General features: G+C 73.0%; 13 protein-coding genes. 7 read left to right on the forward strand and 6 right to left on the reverse strand.

The window, feature by feature from the left end; all coding sequences use genetic code 11:
• Positions 1 to 1,958 (reverse strand): hypothetical protein (locus ADY01_RS09410; RefSeq protein ID WP_159001066.1); only part of this gene is annotated, 1,958 nt, incomplete at its 3' end.
• Between the two features lie 182 nt (positions 1,959 to 2,140).
• Here ADY01_RS09410 and ADY01_RS09415 point away from each other — a divergent pair.
• Both ADY01_RS09415 and ADY01_RS09420 read left to right on the forward strand, forming a co-directional pair.
• The gene (locus tag ADY01_RS09415; protein ID WP_049568889.1) at positions 2,141 to 3,310 is read left to right on the forward strand and encodes an FCD domain-containing protein; all 1,170 of its coding nucleotides are present in this window, start codon (positions 2,141 to 2,143) and stop codon (positions 3,308 to 3,310) included.
• Positions 3,311 to 3,334: 24 nt separating this feature from the next.
• Complete coding sequence (locus ADY01_RS09420; protein WP_049568893.1) at positions 3,335 to 4,816, forward strand: glycoside hydrolase family 28 protein; 1,482 nt, start codon at positions 3,335 to 3,337, stop codon at positions 4,814 to 4,816.
• Positions 4,817 to 4,853: 37 nt separating this feature from the next.
• Here ADY01_RS09420 and ADY01_RS09425 read toward each other — a convergent pair whose 3' ends face one another.
• Positions 4,854 to 6,077: an alpha/beta hydrolase gene (locus ADY01_RS09425; RefSeq protein WP_049568897.1), complete on the reverse strand. Its 1,224-nt coding sequence runs from the start codon at positions 6,075 to 6,077 to the stop codon at positions 4,854 to 4,856.
• Between the two features lie 56 nt (positions 6,078 to 6,133).
• On the reverse strand, positions 6,134 to 7,597 hold the full coding sequence (locus ADY01_RS09430; RefSeq protein ID WP_049568900.1) for a pectinesterase family protein: 1,464 nt from the start codon (positions 7,595 to 7,597) through the stop codon (positions 6,134 to 6,136).
• Positions 7,598 to 7,790: 193 nt separating this feature from the next.
• Here ADY01_RS09430 and ADY01_RS41520 point away from each other — a divergent pair, with 193 nt between their 5' ends.
• Positions 7,791 to 9,737, forward strand: coding sequence for a Gfo/Idh/MocA family oxidoreductase (locus tag ADY01_RS41520; protein WP_063784174.1), 1,947 nt, complete (start codon positions 7,791 to 7,793; stop codon positions 9,735 to 9,737).
• A gap of 122 nt (positions 9,738 to 9,859) precedes the next feature.
• On the opposite strand, the gene ADY01_RS09440 is transcribed toward ADY01_RS41520, so the two are convergent.
• The gene (locus ADY01_RS09440) at positions 9,860 to 10,285 is read right to left on the reverse strand and encodes a lytic polysaccharide monooxygenase auxiliary activity family 9 protein (RefSeq protein WP_078900138.1); all 426 of its coding nucleotides are present in this window, start codon (positions 10,283 to 10,285) and stop codon (positions 9,860 to 9,862) included.
• A 270-nt stretch (positions 10,286 to 10,555) separates the two neighbouring features.
• Between ADY01_RS09440 and ADY01_RS09445 the strand changes: the two genes are divergently transcribed.
• Positions 10,556 to 11,536 carry a LacI family DNA-binding transcriptional regulator gene (locus ADY01_RS09445; protein ID WP_049568903.1) on the forward strand — a complete coding sequence of 327 codons (981 nt, stop codon included), beginning with the start codon at positions 10,556 to 10,558 and terminating at the stop codon, positions 11,534 to 11,536.
• Positions 11,537 to 11,824: 288 nt separating this feature from the next.
• On the opposite strand, the gene ADY01_RS09450 is transcribed toward ADY01_RS09445, so the two are convergent.
• On the reverse strand, positions 11,825 to 13,084 hold the full coding sequence (locus ADY01_RS09450) for an alginate lyase family protein (RefSeq protein WP_049568931.1): 1,260 nt from the start codon (positions 13,082 to 13,084) through the stop codon (positions 11,825 to 11,827).
• A gap of 302 nt (positions 13,085 to 13,386) precedes the next feature.
• Between ADY01_RS09450 and ADY01_RS09455 the strand changes: the two genes are divergently transcribed.
• Together ADY01_RS09455 and ADY01_RS09460 are read left to right on the forward strand one after the other, a co-directional pair.
• Positions 13,387 to 18,132: a Tat pathway signal protein gene (locus ADY01_RS09455; RefSeq protein ID WP_159001068.1), complete on the forward strand. Its 4,746-nt coding sequence runs from the start codon at positions 13,387 to 13,389 to the stop codon at positions 18,130 to 18,132.
• Between the two features lie 137 nt (positions 18,133 to 18,269).
• Positions 18,270 to 19,274 (forward strand): hydroxyacid dehydrogenase, encoded by a 1,005-nt coding sequence (locus ADY01_RS09460; RefSeq protein WP_049568906.1) that lies wholly within the window; start codon positions 18,270 to 18,272, stop codon positions 19,272 to 19,274.
• Between the two features lie 77 nt (positions 19,275 to 19,351).
• Here ADY01_RS09460 and ADY01_RS09465 read toward each other — a convergent pair whose 3' ends face one another.
• Complete coding sequence (locus ADY01_RS09465) at positions 19,352 to 20,395, reverse strand: LacI family DNA-binding transcriptional regulator (RefSeq protein WP_078900140.1); 1,044 nt, start codon at positions 20,393 to 20,395, stop codon at positions 19,352 to 19,354.
• 722 nt (positions 20,396 to 21,117) lie between these two features.
• On the opposite strand from ADY01_RS09465, the gene ADY01_RS09470 reads away from it, so the two are divergent.
• The gene (locus ADY01_RS09470) at positions 21,118 to 22,434 is read left to right on the forward strand and encodes an ABC transporter substrate-binding protein (RefSeq protein ID WP_049568909.1); all 1,317 of its coding nucleotides are present in this window, start codon (positions 21,118 to 21,120) and stop codon (positions 22,432 to 22,434) included.
• Positions 22,435 to 22,470 lie beyond the last annotated feature (36 nt).

Consider the following 22,470-nt stretch of genomic DNA (forward strand, 5'->3'; position numbering starts at 1 on the left):
GCGCGGTGGTGGGCCGCCCGGTAGGCGCGGGGGGTCAGGCGGAGTTCGAGCCGGATGCGGCGGCCGGGGGGCAGCTCCACCTCCAGCCGGGGGCCGCCGACGGGCAGTTCGCGGGTGCCGAGGGCCGGTTCGGGCGCGGTGTACGCCCGGGGGTCGCCGGGGTAGCCGGGTCCGTCGCCGTCGCCGTCGCGGAGGGTGTCGAGGCGGACGGTCTCGATGCGGTGCTCGCCGAAGGACCCGGCGCGCACCACGACCCGGCGGGTGCCGGTGAGGCCGGTGTGGACCAGGTGCACGCGGGTGCGGTCGGGTCCGATGGCGTCGACCAGGGCCGCGACGTCCGCGGGGAGCCCCGGCCTGCCGCGCAGCGCGTCCTCGTAGGCCACGCGCAACGGCAGCAGCCCGCCGTTGTACAGGACTTGAGGGGTGCCGGTGGTCAGATGCAGCAACGCCTCGGTGAGCACGGGGTTGTGGCGTTGCCAGTGGTGGATGTCCAGGCTGCCGGGGGTGCCGGCGTCGGCGGCGATCAGCGCCATGCGCCGCTCCACCTGGGCGAGGGCGACGCCGAGGGCGGCCGTGGGGTAGTCCGGGTTCTCGCCGCGCAGGTAGGCGATCCAGGGCGCCTCGTGCCCCGCCTCCTCCTTGTTGCGGAAGCCGCGCACCACGCTCCAGTCGTAGCCGCTGGCCTCGCGCAGCCGCTCGATGCGCGCCATGTCCTCGGCCTCCGCTCCGGCCTGCCACAGCCAGACGGGCAGGGCGAGTTGGGGTGGCTGGTAGTCGAACCAGCCGCCGTCGGCGTACCGGTTGGGCACCAGCAGGGTGGGGCGGGCCGCGTCCTCGCCGAGTTCGGCGTGCCAGCGGTCGCGGATGCTCATCTCGGTGTCGGCGACGGCGCCGGTCACCGCGTGCCGGGCCACGAGGTCCAGCGGGCCGCGGCCGATGTCGAGCCCGTCGGTGCGGCCGGTCAGCAGCACGCTGTTGACCGCGGCGATCAGGGCGGCGTTGCCGACGCTGTAGAGGCCGTGCGGCCAGGTCCAGCCGTAGTTGCCGCCGTACCAGCGGCCCCCGTGCAGTTCCCCCACGCGGCCGGAGGGTCCCACGTTGTCCGGCAGGACGCCGCCGCACTCCGCGGCGCGCCGGCGCCAGGCGTCGACGTAGCCGAGCGCCCAGTCGCGGTAGCGGTCGTCGTGGCCGTACAGCCAGGCGTTGGTGGCGAGGCTGGTGACGGCGAGGTTGACGGCGGCGTCGCCGCGGCCGATCCGTTCCCGCATGGCGGCGCCCATGCGGGCCGCGTTCCCCGGGTCGGCCAGGTCACCCCACGCGCAGATGCCCGGCAGGTCGCGCAGCGGCAGTCCGTAGGGCCGCATCGAGGCCAGGCCGGTGCCGTAGGAGGCCCACTCCTCGTTGATCCCGTAGCGGGGCCCGCCGGCGCCGTTGTGCGGGGCGCGGATCACGGCGGCCTCGGGGTCGTAGTTCCCCGTCGGGGAGGACGGCAGGTACAGCTCGGCGAAGCGGTGGGCGCGCGCCTCGAACCGCTCGTCGCCAGGGTCGGCGGCGCAGATGCCGTAGAAGAGCAGCATCGACTCCCCGAGGTGGAACCAGTCGTAGCCCCGCTCGAACTCGTCCACGACATGGCCGCGTTCGGTCAGCTGGGCGGTGACGCCCCGCCAGTGGTGCTTGGCGGCGTCCAGCAGATCGTCGGCGCCGCCGAGCTGGTAGAGCGTCGGCCAGTTGAAGAACGCCTCGTAGAAGTCGTCGGCCCCGTCGCGGCCGGCCGGGGGGCCCTCGTAGCGCAGGCTGCCGTCGGGCGCGCAGTAGCGCCGGGCGAAGGCGCGCCAGGACTCGTCCAGCGCGTCGAAGAGCCTGCGCTGGAGGACGGCCCACAGGGGCGGCACGCCGACGGGAACGGTGGCGGTGACGCGTGGCGGAGCGGGCTGCGCTCCTCCTTGCCCAGGGCTCATCACTGCCTCCTCGACTCGGTCGATCATGGTTTAGTGGGTCAATAATCGAGCAACGATAAATTGATAGATTCACGTCAATCAGGCGTCAAGGCACAGGACAGGAGTGAAAAGTTGATGACGGTGGCCGTGCGTTCCACGCCGAGCGAGTCATAAATTTCTGCACCATGGAGACACCCGAACCCGTGACCGATCCCCGCCTTCCGGAATTCCCGCAGCTGAGCGAGGAGGACCGCGCGACCCTGCGCGCGTGGTCCGCGCGACCCCCCGAGGCCCTGCGCATGCGCAGCCGCATGGTGCTGGCCTGCGCCGAGGGGCTGACGAACGCCGAGATCGCCAGGCGGCTCCAGGTCAGCCCCGCGACGGTGGCCAAGTGGCGTGAGCGCTACCTGAGCCGGGGGGTCGCCGGGCTGAGCGACGCTCCCCGGTCCGGGCGCCCGCGCAGCGGCGGCCGGCAGGTGGCGGAGAGCCGCATCGCCGACGCGGTCGAGCAGACCCGCCGGGGCGACCCCGTGCCCTCCACCCGCGCGCTCTCCCGGACGCTCGGTCTGTCCCAGTCCACGGTCGCCCGGATCTGGCAGGAGCAGCGGCGCGAACGGGAGGGGGCGTGGCCGGAGGCGGGCGCGGACCCGGCCGGCGGCGGGGACGAGGCCCTCGCCACGCCGCTGCCCCGCCAGCTGCTCTCCGACCACGTCTACGCGCTGCTGCGCGGCTGGATCGTCGGCGGCGAACTGCTGCCCGGCCAGCGGCTCGTCGAGTCGCACATCGCCCGCCGGGTCGGCACCAGCCAGGCCCCCGCCCGCGAGGCGATCCAGCGGCTCGCGCACGAGGGGCTCGTGATCTCCCGGTCGCACCGGGGCACGTACGTCGCCCAGGTCTCCGAGCAGCAGGCGCAGGACATCCGCGACATCCGCGTGATGTTCGAGGAGTACGCGGCGCGCAGGGCGAGCGGGCAGCTGGACGGCGAGCACCTGCGGCTGCTCACCGACGACGTGGAACGGCTGCGCCGGGCGGCCGAGGAGGGCGACATCGGCGCCTTCCGGGACGCCGACATGTCCTTCCACCGGCACGTCTGCGAGGCCGCGGGGAACTCGGCGCTGACCCGCCTCTGGCGCATGATCGAGTCCAGCATGTGGGGCCTGCACGTGCTGGGGAACCCGCGCTACACCGGCGACTGGCGGGCGATGGCCGAATACCACGCCGAGCTCCTGGAGGCCCTGCGGGCGGGCGAACCGGACGCGGCGGGGCCGATGTTCGCGGCACACGCCGCCGGCGAGGCGACCCGCTACCACCGGGAGCACCCCGGCCCCGTGCCCCACCCGGCCGGTGAGCCAGGTCCCTGGCCCGCTCCCTGACCCGCTCCCTGACCGTTCCCGCGCGTGTCCCTGTTCCTGTTCCTGTCCCTCTCCCTGTCCCCCGCACCGAAAGCCGAGGCCATGAGCCTTCCCGCACGCAGAGAGGTCCTGCGGCTGGGTGCCGCGGCGGCCGTCGCCGTTCCCCTGGTCGGCACCGCGAGCGCCCGCGCCGCCTCCGCGGCCACCGAGGTCTCCGGGGCCACCGCGTCCCCACGTTTCCCCCCGGCCTGGTTCCCGATCACCGACTACGGCGCCGTCGGCGACGGCGTCCATGACTGCACGGCCGCCATCCGGGCCGCGGTGGACGCCTGCCACGCCGCCGGCGGCGGGCACGTGCTGGTGCCGCCCGGCGCGTGGGCCACCGGCGCGATCCACCTGCGAAGCGGCGTCGACCTGCACGTCGCCGAGGGCGCGACGGTGCTCTTCAGCACCGATCCGGCGGCCTACCTGCCCGTGGTGCTCACGCGGTGGCAGGGCGTCGAGGTCTGGAACTACTCCCCCCTGATCTACGCCTACCGGCAGCACGACATCGCCGTCACCGGCCGCGGCGTCCTGGACGCGGGGGGCGACACGGAGCACTGGTGGCCGTGGAAGGGGTCGGGGCAGTACGGCTGGGAGCCCGGCATGCCCAGCGAGCTCGCGGACTGGGGCGACCTGGAACGGTGGGGGGCGGAGGGCGTCCCGGTGGCGCACCGGGTCCTCGGCGACGGGCACTACCTGCGGCCGAGCTTCCTCCAGCCGCACTCCTGCCGGAACGTCCTCGTCGAGGGCGTCACCCTGCGCAACTCCCCGTTCTGGAACATCCATCCCGTCCTGAGCCAGGACATCACCGTCCGCGACGTGCGGATCGAGTCCCTGGGTCCCAACAGCGACGGCTGCAACCCCGACTCGTGTCAGAACGTCACCATCCGCCGCGTCACCTTCGCCACCCACGACGACTGCATCGCCGTCAAGTCCGGCCGCGACCAGGACGGCTGGCGGGTCGGCGTCCCGTCCCGCGACATCCTCGTCGAGGACTGCCTCTACCTCAGCGGCGGCGCCGCGCTGGCGATCGGCAGCGAGATGAGCGGCGGCGTCTGCGACGTGACCGCCCGCCGGCTGCGCCTGCCGCGCGACCCGAACCTGGAGGAGGACTCGGTGGGCTGGGTCCTCAACGTCAAGTCGACGCCCACCCGCGGCGGTTACGTGCGCGACATCCGGGTCACGGACGTCGACGCGCCCGCCTGGACGTATGTGCCGTTCGAGGTGACCTTCCAGTACGCGGGCGGCACCGGCGGCGAGCACGTCGCCCAGGTCTCGCGGCTCTCCGCGGCGCGCTGGTCCCTGGGCGGCCCCTGCGCGTACCCGGTGCGGGTCCGCGCCCGCCCGGAGGCCCCGGTGCGCGACGTGCGGCTCGACGGCCTGACCTTCGAGGAGGCCGCTCAGGACATCCTCCTGGAGTCCGTCACCGGCCTCTCCCTGCGCGGCGTGGTGGTCAACGGCGAACCCCAGGAAGGACCGCGCTGACCCCCGCGCCGCCGGGCCGTCCCGGTCGGCCGCCCGGCTACGGCAGGTCGCCGCAGGCCACGTCGAGGTCCCACAGGACGACGGACAGGGCGAAGGGGCTGATGGTGTGGTCCCCATGGGTGGCGTCCTCCAGCAGTTCCCAGTGCCCGTTGCCGATGACCTCGACGCGATGCCGCACCACCGGCTCGTAGCCGCGGTGGCCGACGGCGTTGAAGCAGCACTCGTCGAAGCGGTTGAGGATCTGCATCTGCCGGCGGTGTGCTCCCACCGCGGCCAGGGCGTACAGGTCCATGAAGTCGGAGATCCCGTAGAACGCCGGGTGCCGGTCCCTGCGCTGCTCCCAGTCGCCGGTCGTGGGGCTCGGCTTGGGCGGCGCGGAGCGCAGGAAGAACGGCAGCGACCCGGCGGCCGGATAGCTGCGCGTCACCCGCGGGTCCAGGGCCGGGTAGACCGTCGCGGCCCAGCCGCCGCCCGACAGGCCGATCATCTGCACCGAGGGCGGCCGGTACTCCCGCAGCACGTGGTTCATCGCGACGGCCGGCGGCTCCAGGAAGAACCGCAGCGTCGAGAACTCCGGCGTCTCCCACGGCCCCAGGTCGTTGTGCGACTCGACGGTGACGGTGCGGGTGGGATCGAGGGGATCCCGGAGTTCCCTGGGATTCCAGTGGTAGAACGGCATCGCGAAGAGCAGCACCGCGTAGCCCGCGTCGAGCAGCGCCTGCGCGGTGCGCGTCATGGTGCCGGGCTCCTCGCCGTGGCCGTTGTGGTAGAACGCGAACCGCCCGTGCTCGCTGTGGCGCGGCAGGAGCAGGAAGACGACCGAGCTGAGGTCGAACGGCATGCGCACGCTGAGTCGGTCGACGCGGCGCACGCCCGCGAACGCCGGCAGTTCGGGGGCGTCGACGCCGCGCTCCACCTCGGGCAGCGCACTGGGCAGCAGGCCGTCGGCGGACTTCCAGACCTCCGCGACCAGGGCGGCCCGGAGGGTGCGCGTGTCCTCCTCGGTGCGCACCGTCATCAGCTCCTCGCAGTCGACGCCGACCACCTCCTGCGGCAGCGCCTTGTAGTCGATGCCGTGGGCGGCGGCCACCTCCGCGTTGACCGGACCCACGGGCCGCGACGGGAGCCGCGCCGGAACGGGCCGGGCCGCCGCGGCGGAGGGCGTTGCGGCGGACGCCGAGGGTGAGGCGGCGGCGGACGCCGCCGCCGTGCCGAATGTGCCGAATGTGCCGATGAGCGCCCTGCGCGATACCGGGGACATGAAACGTTCTCCTGCCGTGGTCGTGGTGGCCGAATCCGGGGGCGGGGGCGGGCCGGCTACGGCCGGCGCGGGTCCCAGCCGTCGAGCAGGGTCGCGGGGTCGCGCCACCGCTCGGCCTCGGCCGCGTCGAGCTGGCGGGAGCAGGGCAGCCGCTCGCCCACGTCCACCGGGGCGCCGGCCAGGTCCGTGCTGCCGTGCTCCCAGAAGCGCAGGCCCTCCGCCGTGGCGCAGTCGGCGCCCGTCAGGCCCCAGCCCACGGGGGCGACATGGGTGTCCATGACCGAGTCGATGAAGGCGACCTGGCTGCCGAGGAAACGGTCGTCGATGCGGCCGAGCAGCACGGACCCGTCGGGCACCGACGGGGCACGGGTCAGCCGGGTGTTCACGAACACGTTGCCGGGACCGTCCGGGGCGTTGCGTATCTGGGTCACGTAGCCGACGTCCAGGGAGCGCAGCTCGGAGTCCTGGACGAACACGCCGCCGGTGCCCCACACGAAGTCGACATCGCCCTCGACATAGCTGTCGGTCACGAAGGCCCGGCCCTGGAGCCGCAGGCTGTCCTGGTGGCTGAGCACGGCGACGCGCGCCAGGACGTGGCGGTCGCCGTTGCCGCGGAACGCCTCCGCCTGGGAGCCGCCGTCGGGCGTCAGGTTGTGCACGGTGAGGTCTTCCAGCCGGAAGTCGTCCGCGTCCACGCCGAACGCCGCCCGCCAGCAGTTGAAGCGGTCGGGCTGCGGGAGCACGCGGCGCGGGCAGTAGCTCTGCCGGGCCGGCACGTCGGACATGGCCGCGTCACCGTTGAGCACGCTGTTGTTCGGATACCCGATCACGGTGCGTCCGGCGCCGCCGCCGGCGACCGTGAGGTGCGGCTTCGTCTGCGGCACGTAGACGATCTCGCGGTACATCCCGGGGGCCACGTCGACGCGGACGTCCTCGGTGTTGTCCTCGGGGACGAAGTCGACGGCACCCTGGACGGTACAGAAGTCGCCGCCGCCCGCCTGGTCGACCGTCAGCTCCGAGGCCCCCGGCTCCGGGCCCTCCCGGGTGCGGAACCTCCAGGTGTCCGCGTCCTCGATGCCCTCCCGGCCGCGGACGAAGCCCTCGTCCATGGTGACGTAGTACTCCTGACCCGGGTCCAGGACGTAGTGCAGGTGGACCGAGACGGTCCCGCCGTCCACCACCACCGGCTCGTAGAACCAGCGGTGCACCTCGCCGTAGTCCGTCAGCGCGCCGCCGATGCTGCGCTGGTAGGTGCCGGGGTCGGCGAGGTCGACGTTGTCGACCAGCGTCCCGTCGGCGTGATGCACCTGCAACTGGCCGCTGTCGCCGAGCCGTACGGGGCCGTCGAAGGTCAGCCGCAGGGCGGTGTCCACGCAGACCGGGTCGGCGAGCCCCCGCGGCTGGAGGTCCGGCGCGGGCGGGGCCGCGGGGGTCGCGGCGGCGGCCTGATGGGAGACGGCCGGCACGAGGAGGACCGTGAGCACCCCGGCGAGGGCCACGAGGGGGCGGAACAGGCGCATGGGAGGGGCTCCTTACGCAGGCGCGCCGCGGAGCGACGACTCGGCGGACCCGGAGGGCGCTGCTACTCTTTCGAGCGGCATGCATCTGGCATACCACGTTGATGGAAGCACAGCGACACCACGCTGAACACCCCCCTCGACGCCACTTTCGGGGCCGCCCCGCCCGACGCCGTCTCCCCCGAGGAGTGTCCGCATGACCGATCTCCGAAAGGCCGGTGGGCCGGTCCCCGTCGTTCTCTGCGGCATCCGCGGCTACGGCGGCTGGCACCGTGCCAACCTGCGGCGGCTCACCGAGGAGGGCCGGGTGCGCGTGGTCGGCGTCTGCGACCCGCGGGCGCCCGCCGACGGCGAGTTGGACGGCCTCGGCGAGCCCGCGTGGTCCGCCGACCTCGGTGCCCTGCTCAACGAGCGGCGCCCCGCGATCACCGTTGTCTGCACGCCCATCCACACGCATGTGGACCTCGCGCTCACCGCCGTCAGGTCCGGCTCCCACCTGCTCCTGGAGAAGCCGCCCACGCCCACGCTCGCCGGGTTCCACGCGCTGGCGGGCGCCCTGCGCGAGACGGGAGTGGCATGCCAGGTCGGCTTCCAGTCCTTCGGCTCCCGCGCCCTGGACGCCGTGCGGGAGCTGGTGGCCGACGGCGCCATCGGCCGGCCGCACGGCATCGGCGCCGCCGGGGCCTGGGTGCGCGACGCCCGGTACTACGTCCGCGCGCCGTGGGCCGGCCGGCGCCGTCTGGGCCCGGACGAGGCGGGCGCGGCGGGCCCGGTGGACGTGGTGGACGGCGTGCTGACCAACCCGCTGGCGCACGCCGTGGCCTCCGCGCTGCGGATCGACGGCGGCGACCGCGCCGAGGACGTCGCCACGGTGGAGCTCCAGCTCCACCGGGCCCACGACATCGAGGCCGACGACACCTCGTGCCTGCGGCTGGTGACCACGCGCGGGACGACCGTCACCGTCGCCGCCACCCTGTGCGCCGAACGCAACGCCGTGCCGTACGTCGTCGTGCACGGTGAACGGGGCCGCCTCGTCCTGTGGTACACGGAGGACCGGGTCCGCCTGGAGCGCGCCGGCCACGCGCCGGAGGAGCGCGTGCATCCCCGCGGGGACCTGCTGGAGAACCTGCTCGCGCATGTGCGGGACGGCGAGGAGCTGGTGAGCCCGCTGGAGCGCAGCGGCGCCTTCACCCGCGTCGTCGAGGCGGTCCGCACGGCCCCGGACCCGGCGCGCCTGGCGCCCGGGACCTGGCACACCGAGCAGGGCGGGGCGGCGCCGCGCCGCGTGATCCCCGGCGTCGGGGCGCTGGTGGACGCCAGCGCCGCGACCCTCTCCCTCTTCTCGGAACTCGGCGCGCCCTGGGCCGTCCGCCGCCCCCCGGCCCCGCCGCGGCGCCGGGCCGCCCGGGGCGAGCGGGCGGCGCGCCGCACCCTGTACCTCGCGGGCGACTCCACCGCCGCCGCGAAGCCTGCCTCGGCCGCCCCGATGACCGGCTGGGGCACGGCACTTCCCCGCTTCCTCGCCCCGGACCTGGCCGTGGCCAACCACGCCGCGGACGGCCGCAGTTCCCGCAGCTTCCTGCTGGAGCGCCGGCTCGACCCGATCCTGCGGGACCTGCTCCCCGGCGACCTGCTGCTGATCCAGTTCGGCCACAACGACCAGAAGGCCGAGGACCCCTCACGGCTGACCGACCCGTTCGGCACCTACCGGCACGGCCTGCTGCGTTACGTGCGGGCCGCGAGCGACCGGGGCGCGCACCCGGTGCTGCTCACGCCGGTGGAACGGCGCCACTTCGACGCCGAGGGCCGCGCCCTGGCCACCCACGGCGACTACCCGGGGGTGGTGCGCGAGGTGGCGGCGGCGGAAGGCGTCCCGTTGCTGGACATCCAGGCCGAGAGCCTCGCGCTGTGGCAGCGGCTGGGGCCGGAGAGGAGCAAGGACGCCTTCGTCTGGCTCTCCCCCGGCGAGCACCCCAACCACCCGCGCGGCGCCCGGGACGACACCCGCCTCCGGCCGCGCGGCGCCGCCGAGGTGGCGCGCCTGGTCGCGCGCGGCCTGTGCGAGCGGGGGGTGCTCGCGCCCGAGGAGGTGCGCACGCCCGAGGAGCTGCGTGCGATGGCCGACCCACCGGCCTGCCCCTGAACCGGCCACGGTGGATCGGGTGGCGTCGGGGGGTGGCGGTGGTGCGGTCCCGCCGGCGACGTGGAAGGACGTCGGTCGCCCGGCGGGACCGCGGTCGAGCGGGTGGTCGGCGGACCAGCGGGTCAGAAGGTCACGTCGCTGCACATGAAGTAGATCTGGTCGCCGTGGGAGGCCTTCCAGATCGTGTAGACGACGTGGTGGCCGGAGCGGCCGGGCGCGCTGACGTCGACCGTGTAGTGCGCGGCGGGCCCGTAGCGGCCGGTCTCGGCGACCATCTCCAGGTCGCCCCAGTCCAGGGCGTCGGTCTCGGCGTCGTAGCCCTGCTGGGTGACGTAGACCTGCAGGTAGTCGGCGCCGTGCTGGGCCAGGTCGTAGACGTCCACGGTGAAGTCGGCGCCGACCTCGGTGGTCCACCAGGGGCCCGGGGTGTCCATGGCCGCGAATTCGGCGTTGTAGGTGTGGCCGGCGCTGCAGAGCTGGTTGTCGGGGATGAACGCCTGGAAGTCACCGCCGGTGCCCTCGCGGTACAGGCCGCGCCAGCCCCACATGTCGGTGGGGTCTCCCAGCCCTCCGCTCCGGTGAGGCTAGTGCGGGGGTCGCCGTCTGTCGATAGCTTTCGTGAGAAACTTTCCGCCAACGAGCAGAGAAAGTATCTGACTTGCCGACTGCCCGAGTGCGAGAATGGCGCCCGTGTCGGACGAGGGAGGGCGATCGTGACGGACGAGCAGTCGGCGGCATCAGGGCCATCGAACGCATCGGGGGCATCGGGGGCATCGACGGCGGACGGGCCGAGCGCGGGAGGGGACTCGCGGCGGCCGGTGACGATCGCGTACATCGCGGAGTCGGCGGGCGTGTCGGTGCCCACCGTGTCGAAGGTGATCAACGGCAGGTCGGGGGTGTCCGACGACACCCGGGCCCGCGTCGAGGAGTTGATCAACCAGCACGGGTACCGCAAGCCGCCGGGCTCCCGCAACAACGTCGTGGAGCTCGTCTTCCGCGAGCTGGAGAGCATGTGGGCGGTGGAGATCATCCGCGGTGTCGAGCGGGTGGCGCGCGAGCGCCGGGTCGGCGTCATGGTCTCCGAGTTCGGCCTCCACGACTCGACCCCCATGACCATGGACGACACGGTCGGACGCCGCCCGAACTGCGTGCTGTCGGTGGCGCAGCTCTCGGCGGCCGAGCGCGAGCAGCTGACCGCGAAGGGCATCCCGTTCGTCGTCTTCGACCCGACCACCGAGCTCCCCGACGACGTCCCGTTCGTGGGCGCCACCAACTGGCGCGGCGGCCAGGCGGCCACGCGGCACCTGGTCGCGTTGGGCCACCGGCGCATCGCCATGATCAGCGGCCCCGAGCAGGTGCTGTGCTGCCACGCGCGGCTGGCCGGCTACGGCTCGGCCCTGGCGGAGGCCGGCATCGCGGCGGACCCCGGCCTGGTGGCCCGCGCCCCGCTGACCCGCGAGGACGGCTACGCCGCCGCCCGCACCCTGCTGACCCGCCCCGACCGGCCCACCGCCATCTTCACCGCGAACGACCTCCAGGCCCTGGGCGTCTACCAGGCCGCGCGGGAGATCGGGCTGAGCGTGCCGGAGGACGTGAGCGTGGTCGGCTTCGACGACCTGCCGGTCGTGGCCTGGGTGGATCCGCCGTTGACGACGGTCCACCAGCCGCTGACCGAGATGGCGGTGGCGGCCACCGAGTTGGCGCTCGCCCTCGGCCGTCGCGAGAAGGCGCCGCAGCTCGGACTGGAGATCGCGACCACCCTCGTCGTCCGGAACAGCACGGCTCCGCCCAAGGACTGAACGGGACCCGCGCACGCCCCGGAAGGACGGCGACTGCTGGTGAACGTTCGCCGGCGACGGCATCCGGCAGGTGCCCCTCGACCCACACACCTGCGGGTCGTTCGGCCCGTCGCGGGGTTCGCGGTCGCCGGGTGCGGGACGGCGAAGGGGGGCCTTCCGCCCATGAACGACAGCGGTACACCGAGCCAGTGATCACCGTGTCGCACGCACAGCTCCCCCCGCCACCTCCGGCTCGACGCCGCCGCCTGCCCGCCGGCCCCCGGCCACCCGGGGGCCGGCGCGTGCGCGTCAGCGCCGGACGTGTGTCAGCGTGCCGAAGCCGAGGTCGTCGAAGCCCCCGCTGGTGGTGCCGTAGTCCCCGCCGCCGCCCTCGGGGCTGTTCGCCCGGGCGATGGCGGCGACGTTGGGCGTGCTGAGGTTCCGCCGTCCCCAGTAGTGGTGGTAGACGCGCTCCCAGACCGGCCTGACCTGGCCGCGGCCGCCCGCGCCGACCACGGTCTGCTGCTGCTGCGCGCAGTTCTGGCCACTGCCCCAACGGTAGGTGGTGAACGGCACGTCGTTGCCGAGGTTGTACTGGGCCACGTACTCGCATGCCTTGAGGAAACGGTTGCCGTCCGCGCCGTAGAGGTCGACGCCCTGGTTCCAGGCCATCTCGCAGATCGTCCCCATGAGGCCGATCCCCATGATGCTGTGGCCCTGGTCCCGACCGCTCTCCTGCCACTGCGCGAGGTTGGCGCCGTGGAGGAACGGCACGGCGTGGGGCAGGGAGCCGTTGCCCTCTCCGTTGTGGAAGTAGTCCACCGCCCGGTCGAACAGCGCCTGGTCGTCGTTGAGGATACCGATGGCCATGATCGCGGCCATGGTGCACAGGTCCCAGTTGGCCCAGTAGTTGGTGATGCAGGCGTCGTTGTGGTTGACCAGGAAGTTGTCGCACAGCGGGTAGAAGACGTTCCGCATCATCGACTGGAAGCGCCCCAGGTCGAAGCCGGAGTAGCCGCGCATGATCTCGGCCGCGTTGGCGAACTGGTAGCCGTAGATGCCGGCGGCGAGGAAGCGGTCGGCGTTGCCGGTGACGGTGGTGAGGGTGCCCGACCAGGCGTTGAGGATGTCACGCGCCTTGTTGCCGTGGGCGGCGTCCCCGCTGATCTTCCAGCGCAGCGCGTTCTGGTAGGCCGCGTGGATGTCGTTGTAGAGCTGCGGGTAGTTCTGGCCGGTGCCGCCGCGGATGATGGTGGCCGTCGGGCGCGGGGCCCAACCGGCGGAGGAGTGGCCGTTGGCGGTCAGCCGGTTCCAGCCGGCGAGCCAGGGTTGGGTGCCGGCCTGGACCCGACTCCGCATCCGGTCGAAGTCCGCCTGGACGTGCAGCATCCCCGGGTGGGTGAAGGCCATCGGGCGCACGCCCGTGGCACCCGGGGTCGGCCCGGTCGGCGAGTCGGCGGCGAGCGCGCTGTGCGCGGCTCCCGCGACGACCGCGGCGCCGGCGCCGAGGACCGCGGCCTTGAGCATCCCGCGGCGGCTCGGTGCGTTGCGCACATGCTGTCCCTGCATGAGCACGTACCTCCAGAGGTGTGGGGGGCGTTCACGTGCCGTCATCGTGGGGCCCCGCCCTGCCCCCGCTCCCCGGCGCGCTCGGAATTGGAAAGTTTTCCAACGGATGTGGGGCGGTTCCAGCGCGGTATTTGGGATCAACGTTCTCTGCTCGGCCGACGGACCCCGGCTGCGGACCATGGCGGAAAGCCCCAGGAAATTTCCCGCGTTGGGGAGGTTCTCGCCGGCAACAACTGGCGGTACCGTCCTCCGCTAGAAATCGTTTGCTATCACTCCGTACTGCTCGAAGGAGCGACATGGGCATGCCGCACAGAGCCGCGTGGGGGCCCCCGGACCAGCGCCGAGCCCACTCGCCGACGCTCATCGTGACCATCCTGCTGACGATGGTGGCGGGGCTGCTGACCGCCGTGGGCACCGGGCCCGCCATCGCCCGTCCCGCCGACCGCGGCCGCAACCTCGACGTGCTCGTCTTCGGCGACGAGGAGTCCGAGGCCGCGCACGGCCTGAACGCGCCGGGCACCACCGTGGAGACCGGGGAGCCCGGTGAGGCCGCCCGGATTGCCCAGCCGCTCGACCCACCGGAACGGCGGGGAGCGGACCTGACGTTCACCATGGCCGTCGACCCGCGGGAGCAGAACTACCTGACCGTCAAGTTCTGGGGCGGGGACACCAGCACGGAGAAGACGATCCTCTACGCCAACGGCGAGCAGGTCGGCTACCGGCGCCAGGGCGACTACGAGGCGATCAACCCGGGGCACGACTCGCCGGCGCCCGGCCGGTTCGTCTTCGCGACCACGATGCTGCCGTTGCCGGTCACCCGGGGCGAGCAGGAGGTGGAGATCACGCTGGCGTCGTTCGCCAACGACTTCGCGACGCCCCTGACCTCGCCGTCGCGCGGCTTCTACCGGGCGTACACGCACACCGAAGCCGAGGTCGACCTCATGGGGGAGACGCTGCCCGCGTTCGAACCGCCGACCGACGTCGCGGCCGGCCTACCGGCGGAGGAGGAAGGGGCGCTCGTCGACGCGTACGCGCGGACACAGGTCGCCCACTTCGAGGAGATGTCGGCCGCGATCGACGCCTCCGGCACCGCCAGGCTCAGCATCGAGCGGTACAAGGACGATCTGCGCTTCTACGCCACCGCGCTGACGACGGACTGGTCGCCCGCGCGGACGCCGGAGGAGAAGGCGGCGGCGCTGGAGCGGATCTTCCAGACCGTCGACAACCATGTCATCGACTACTACGGCGACACGATGCTGCTGGGCAACGGCGGCCACCAGTCCGACTGGGGCGGCTACTACGGCGCCCTGGGCGAGGCGCTCTACATCGTGGAGGGCCTGATCGCGGACGAGGACGTCTACGGGAGGGAGCGGTTCGAGGCGTTCCTGGACGAGCCGTTCGACACCGGCACGGAGGCCGGTGACACCTCCCTGGCCTCCACCGACTGGGAGGGCGGGGAGCTGACCCGCCGGGAGGCGTGGGAGCGCGTTCTTAAGGCGAACTTCGACTTCTCGCGCTCCCGGCTGTCGTACATCTTCAACCAGGTGATGTACACCTACGAGGGCGCCTGGGAGGCCCATGAGGGCCTGCGGGTCATCGGCAGCGGCTTCTACGAGGGCAGACAGCGCAGCCACGGCATCGTCCGCGAATCGCTCGGCATCGCGCCGTTCCTCGGCGAGGAGGTCCTCGTGGGCCCCGACGGGCAGGACCTGGATCTCTTCCACTCGCTCTTCCAGCACGACCGCACCGCGCGCTACACCGACGACTACCGGCAGATCGTGATGAAGGGCCTGGCCAGGAGCGACGTGAACGAGGACGGCACGGTGCGCCGCCGCCTCCCGCTGGGCGAGCACTACTCCACCATCACGGCGGCGGGCCTCACCCGGGAGAACGGCTACGTCGGAAACTACGGCGAGTCCACCAACTACTTCCCCGAGTGGTTCCACCGCACCTGGGGCCACGAGGGCGACGAGGAGCTGAACGACGAGATCCTGCGCATCACCCTGCGCACCTTCCACGCGAGAGCCCAGACCCGTTACAGCGACACCGACGCCAACGGCGACCGGGTCATGCGCATGAACCAGGTCGTCGACGAGCGCAACACCGCCTTCCCCGGCAAGGTCGCCTACACCAGCGTCGACCGGCCGATGCACTACGCCTCGCTCGAACGGCACATGGCGGAGAACGCCGGGCACTATACGGGCGAGGAGTGGGACGACTCCTGGCGCTACGCCGCCGAGGCCGTCGGATCCATGCAGCAACAGCTCGCCGACAACCAGTACTTCAACAACTTCGCCACCAACACCGGGGCGAAGTGGCGCGAGGACCTGAGGCTGGCCGACACCTACGCCTATGTCACCGGCGGACGTGCCGCCTACGACCGGTTCGACGGCGAGGCGCTGGCGGGCGTCGCGCTGCCACAGACGGACTTCCGCCGCTACACGGACGAGCAACTGGCCGAGCTGGGCGTGGACCGGGCCGATCAGGAGCGGTCCGCCTGGGTGGACGTGGACAACGCGTTCGTCTCGCTGCGCGACGGCGACACCCGCATCTTCGCCGCGCTCAACGAGCGTCAGCGCGGCTACGCGGGCAACGGCCGACTCCACGTCCAGCGCGGCGACCACGACGCGGTCGTGCAGATCGAGACCGAGGGCCTCTTCCCCTACGAGGACTACTACGGCCGCATGGACAACATCGACGTCGACTTCATGGAGGACCAGCAGACCGGCGGCGGCGACGCCCCGCAGGCCCTGGCCGGGGAGATCGCGCCCATCATCCTCCAGCCGGGCGTCGGCGAGGTGCGGAGGGAGAACTTCGAGGCCGACCACGCCTACTCCGGCTATCCCGACCTGCTGACGGCCCGGTACGGTGACTACTTCTTCGCGTTCAACACCACCCGCGAGGTCCACGGCAACGAGACCACCCACCGGGTACGGCTGCCGGACGGCGTCGGCGGGCGGGTGCCCGACCTGGTCTCCGGCGAGGACATACGCGTCCACGACGGCGCGGTCACCCTCGCGCCGAACTCGGCGGTCGTGCTCGAACTCGACGGTGCGGCCACCGCGCGGACACCGTCCAACGTCGACTTCACCCGGGCCGTCCCCGGCGACGGCGAGGTCGCGCTGAGCTGGAACCCGTCCGCGGGGGCCGAGTCCTACACCGTTCGGCGCGCGACCCGGGAGGACGGCGACTACCGAACCGTCGCCCGCGGCGTCACCGCCACCGACTGGGTGGACGAGGACGCGCGCAACGGCCGCACGTACTACTACACCGTCACCCCGGTGAACCGGCACGGCACCGGCAACGCCTCCTACCGTGCCGGGGCCGAGCTGACCGATCCGGTCTCCGGGCGGCTGGCCGGATCCGGCTGGCGCGACGACCGCCTCGGCTCCATCTCGGCCGGGCGGGCCCGGGTCTCCCGCGACGGGATCGCCATCTCCGGCGGCGACGGAGCGGGCCTGGGGCAAGGGGACGACTACAGGGTCCACACCCGCGACATCGACGACGCCCTGCACTTCGTCAGCCGTCCGCTCACCGGCACGGGCACCGTCACCGCGCGGCTCGACGACCACGCGGGACCGGCGACCGGGGTGATGCTGCGGGACTCGAACGACGCGGACACCCGCTACGACCGGTACGTCTACTTCGGCGCCGACGAGGATGGCGACCTGGTGCTGGCCAACCGGTCGCGGGACAGCCGTCACGACTGGCAGGACGAGGTGCGCAGCCCGCTCACCGTTCCCGCCGAGGGCATGACCGGGGTCTCCCACCCGTGGCTCCGCCTCCAGCGGGACGCCGGGACCGGGCTGGTGACGGCCTTCGCCTCGGCAAACGGCGCCGACTGGGAGTACGCGGGAGCGCTGTTCACGCCGTTCGCGCAGAGCGTGCACGCCGGGGTCGCCGCCGCCGGATCGGGCTCGTTCGGCGCCGTGGACGTGGACCGCATGGCGCCCGGCGCGGTGCTGCCCCACGCCCGGCGCGACGCCGACCAGGTCACGCTCGCCTGGAACAAGCCCAAGGACGCGGTGCGGTTCGAGGTGTACCGCACCGACGACGCCCGCGCCGCGGACCGCGACCCCGCTCGCCACCCGCGCGGCTGGGCACGCGTCGCGGAGGGGCGGGACACCACCGCGACCGACCGGCTGCGCAGCGGGAACGCCTTCTACCGGGTGGTCGCGCGGCTCGCCGGTGGCGGGCACCGCACCTCCGAGCGCTCCGTCCCGGTCACCGCGGAACCCCTCGCGGACGCCCTCGCCCGGGCCGAGGCCGTGACGCCCGACTCCTTCACCCGCGGCAGCCACGTCCTCTTCGCCGAGGAGGTGGCCGCGGTCAAGGCCGGCGCGGCGGCGCCGGAGCCGGATGTGCCCGCCCTGGTGGACCGCCTCTACGCGGCCTACGACCTGCTGGAATCCCGCGACACCCTGCTCGAACCGTTCCCGGTCACCGAGGAGATGGTGCTCGCCTCCACGCCGCCGTGGGGCGGTGGCGGCACTCCGCGGGACAACGCCTGGCGCGCGTTCGACGGGGACACCGCGACCTTCACGGACACGACGGCGGCCACCAGCTGGATCACCGTCGACCCGGGTGACCTGGGGCCGGTCCACGTCGAAGCGGTGCGCTTCCATCCCCGCGCCGGCCATCCGGCGCGGGCCAACGGCACCGTGTTCCAGGGGTCGAACGACGGCGGGCGTACCTGGGAGACGTTCCACACCGTCGCGGGCGTCACCGAGGCCCGCTGGCACGACGTGCCGCTGGAGCGACCGGTGAGCCATCCGCTCATCCGGATCCTCGACGACCACGACGGCCGGGTGAATCTCGCGGAGGTCCAGATGCGAGCCCTGATGGTCGACACCACTCTGGTGGCACTGCTGCTCGACCGGGCGGCCGAGGTCGAGCGCGACCAGCACGTCCCGGAGGCCCTGGCCGCGCTGGACGCCGCCGTCACCGCCGCGGAGGAGGCCATCGGGACGGAGGACCAGGCCGCCGTGGACACCGCCGCGGCCGATCTGCTGGCCGTGCTCGACGCGCTCGCGGACGCGACTGGTTGACACCCCGGGAGCCGCGGATCTCGAAGACCCGCCGGTCGGCGCCGAGCGAGGGCGCCGGCCGGCGGCATGTTGACCGGCCGACTGCGGGCGCATAGGTTAGAGAACGATTTCTAGATGATCCAGGAGGGCCTTTCCCCATGTCTGAGCGTCCCTCGGTGGTGTTCGCTCTGGAGGCCCGCCACCTTCCGCTGCTCTTCCCGCCGGAGGTGATGTCGCGGCTCGCCGCGCTCGCCGACCTCGGTCCGGGAACGGTCGTCGACCTGCGGGATCCGGAGGCGCTCGGCCTGCTGGCGGGGGTGGACGTGCTGATCACCGGCTGGGGCTGCCCGCCGCTCGGCCTGGACGTGCTCGACGCCGCGCCGCGGCTGCGCGCCGTGCTCCACACCGGCGGTTCGGTGAAGTACCTTCTGCCGCCCGAGGGATGGGATCGCGGACTGGTCGTCTCCTCGGCCGCCGCGGCCAACGCCCTGCCCGTCGCCGAGTACACGCTCGGCATGATCCTGCTCTCGGGCAAGGGCGTCTTCGAGCTGCGGGAGCGCTTCCGGGCGGAGCGCTCCTTCGTGATGGGCCAGGTGCACCGGTCCGTGGGGAATGCCGGCCGCCGGGTCGGTCTGATCGGCGCCTCGCGCATCGGGCGCCGGGTCATCGAGCTGCTCAGGCCGTTCGACTTCGACGTCCTCCTCCACGACCCGTATGTGACCCGGGAGGAGGCGCACGGTCTCGGCGTACGCAAGGTCGACCTGGCCGAGTTGCTCGCGATGAGCGACGTCGTCAGCGTCCACGCGCCCGCGACCCCCGAGACGCGTCACCTGATCGGCCGGGCGGGTCTGGCGCTGATGCGGGACGGGGCGGTACTGCTCAACACCTCCCGCGGCAGCCTGATCGACCACGACGCGCTGACCGAGGAGCTGGTCTCCGGGCGCCTGCGGGCCGTCCTCGACGTCACCGAGCCCGAGCCGCTGCCCGCCGCCTCACCCCTGTACGACCTGCCCAACGTGCTGCTGACCCCGCATATCGCCGGCTCCCATGGCAACGAGCTGCGTCGCCTCGGCCTCACCGCCGTGGAGGAACTGGAGCGGTTCCTGGCCGGACGCCCTCTCTGTCACCGCGTCGAGCACGGCGATCTGCACCGGGCCGCCTGACCTCGCCGCCGGTGCCCCGCCGGATGGTGGCGGGGCCGGCGTCCGGCCCCGGTCGCCGGTCGGCCGCCCTCGCCCTGTCACACCACCGCGGGCGGCGCGGTGCTGTCCCGCACCACCAGGCGCGTCGGCACCTCGGTCGGCGCGTCGGGGAAGGTCTCGCCGTCGACCATGCGCAGCAGCAGGCGAAGGGCCCCGGCCGCCATCTCGGCCACCGGTTGCCGCACGGTCGTCAGCCGGGGGAAGCTCCACAGCGCGGGCGGCAGGTCGCCGAAGCCCACCACGCTGACGTCTTCGGGCACCCTCATCCCTCGCCGGGCGAACTCGGCACACACGCCGAGCGCCATCGCCTCGGAGCACACGAACAGCGCCGTGGGGCACTCGGGCAGGGCCAGCAACTCGGCGACCCGTTGCCGCGCGCGTGTCTCGTCGGCGTCGGCGTACCGGACGTACGGCTCGGGCAGCGTGAGCCCGGCCGCCTCGACGGCCGAGCGAAAGCCCGCGACGCGCGCGCCGTCGCGCCGGGAGCGCGGGCTGCCGCCGATCACGGCGAGCCTGCGGTGTCCCAGGCCGAGCAGGTGGCGGGCGGCACCGGCCCCGCCCTGCCGGTCGGCTGCCACCACCGAGGGCGCCCCGGGGGGCGGGTCGAGCGCCGGGGCGATCAGGACGAACGGGACGCCGTGCCCGGCCAGCCAGTCGTGGGCTGCCCGCGGCAACGCGTCAACGCTGAACAGCACGCCGGACGGCCCCCTGCCGTGCAGGAGGTGGAACCACTCGTGCCGCTCGGAGCCGAGCCGGTCCCCCGTCGGCGCCGCGGAGACCAGCAGGCCGACGCCCGCCCCCTGCGCGGCCTGCTCGATGCCGCGCAGTACCGCGCCCGACCAGGGGCTGTCGAGCCGGTCCGCGACGAGCTCGACCAGTGCCGGGCCCCTGCGGACGGCGGACGAGGGGCGCTGGACGTAGCCGAGCCTGCGCATCACCTCCACCACCCGCCGCCGGGTCTCCGGTGCGACCCCTCCCCTGCCGTTGGCGACCTTGGAGGCCGTCGGCACCGAGACCCCGGCCTCCCGGGCCACCACGGCCAGCGTCGGGCTTGCGTTCCCCGATCTGATCACGACGTCCATCCATCCCTCTTGAGCGAGGAGCCACGACCCTGACAGCAAACGTCTTCTAGACCGTAGAGGGGTGCTGTGCCCATGTGAAGCCCTTGATGCGGGGGGATTTCGTTGACGGACGTCGTGGCCCTCGATATTTTCAGACAAACGTTATCTGGATGGATGAAGCCGAGCCCCCGGAGGTCGTGCCGTGTCCGATGCGCCCGTGAGCGGTGGGGGGCGGACTCCTGCCCGGCCGCCGGCACTTCGCGTGGCCGCCCGCCGCCGGGGAGTCCTTCCGGCCGCCCGGTGGTGCAGAAAAGGTTCACCGCGATCCACCGCCGCGAGCGGAGCCGGGGGCGGCGCCCGGTGTGCTGCCGTGCGGGGCGCCCTGGTGCGCGCGTGTCCGGTCGAAGCCCCGGTGAGCAGGCGGAGCGGTTGCGCCGGAAGCATTGACGTTCGGCGAGGCGGGCGTCTACGGTGCCGGATACATCGGGGCCCGTCCAGCTGGGATACGGCCGGTGACCTTAGAAAAGGATTTCTACAAAGGCGGGCGAGCGGCTGGGGCGGCGGCCTCGGCCGGGAGTCGTGCGGGCGTCGCCTCGCCGCGTGCCCGCCCGTCGCTCGAGGACGGGACGCGAGATGCGCGTCGTCCGAGAGAGAACCGATGACGAGGACTCGGGTGGCACCGGGAGCCGGAGACGGCCGCGGGCCACGGGCGAGTGCCTCTCGACAGACGATCAGGAGCACAGATGGACAGCGCGAGGAAGCGTTGGTTGCTCGGCGGCGTGGCCTTCGGCCTTGTCATCGGGACCGCCGCGTGCGGTGGCGACGGGGGTGGTGACGCCGGCGGCGGCGAGCCCGTGGTCCTGGAGGTGTGGAGCGACAAGGCCGGCACCGAGGCGAGCGTCGAGGCGTTCAACGCCGCGCACGAGGACATCGAGTTGCGGTATGTCGAAGTCCCCTATGCCGAGATCCCGGGCAATCTCAACAACGCCCACGAGGCCGACGACCCATCCGGCACCGCTTGCCTGGCGGAGTCGGACAACCGCCACGGCAGCATGCTGCTCGCGCAGGGGATCATCGCCGACATAGCCGAACACCTGGAACCGAGCGCCGACGCGTTCTCCGAGGGCGCGATCGAGGCGCTTTCCCTGGCCGACGCCGTGTACGGCGTCCCGAACCAGCGGCAGCCGGTGTTCACCATGTTCCACGGCCCCGCCTTCGAGGAGCGCGGCCTCGCGTACCCCACGACGTGGGAAGAGGCCATCGACGTGGGCCGGGAGTTGCGCGAGGACGGCATCCACATCTTCAACCTGGCGGGCGAGGACCCGTCGACGTTCATGGGACTCGCCTGGCAGGCCGGTGCCCGCTGGTACAGCGTGGACGGCGACGCCTGGCGCGTCGACTTCACCGACGAGGCGTCGCGGTGGGCGGCGGAGACCATGCAGACGCTGCTCGACGAGGACCTGGTCGCACGCATCTCGTACGCGGAGTACGCCGCGATGATGCAGGAGTACGACCAGGGCCGGATCGCCATGCGCCAGCTGTCCACCTGGCAACTGGCCGGCCACCAGCGCAACATGAACGCCTCGCTCGGCCAGTGGGAGCCGGCTCCGAACCTCGCCGCCCCGGGGCAGGACACGCCCCTGTCCGCCGCCGACACCAGCGGCTACGTGGTGCCCGCCCTGTGCGAGCACCACGAGGAGGCCGTGCAGGCCGCGGTGTGGCTGTCCACCGAGGAGGAGCCCGTCACCGCCATGGCGGATCCGGTGAACGGCTCCGGCTGGTATCCGGCGGTGGCCGACCCCGCGCCCTACGCCGACGCCCTGGTGCCCGAGCAGCTCTACGGCGACCACGCCGACCGGGCGGTCCCGGTGATGGAGGGCGCGGCAGAGTACGCCGAGGGCTGGCTCTACGGCCCCAACTCCACCGCCATGTACGAGGAGCTCGCCGACCAGTGGGGCAAGGCGATGAACGGCGAGACCACGGTCGCCGCCGTCCTCGAGCACATGCAGCGGTGGACGGTCGAGGACCTCCGGCGCGAGGGCATCAACGTCATCGAGTGACCCGGGCCGCCGCCCTCCCAGGGCGGCGGCCACGCG

Origin of the sequence: Streptomyces sp. SBT349, from assembly GCF_001083795.1 — a bacterium.
Lineage (GTDB): Bacteria > Actinomycetota > Actinomycetes > Streptomycetales > Streptomycetaceae > Streptomyces.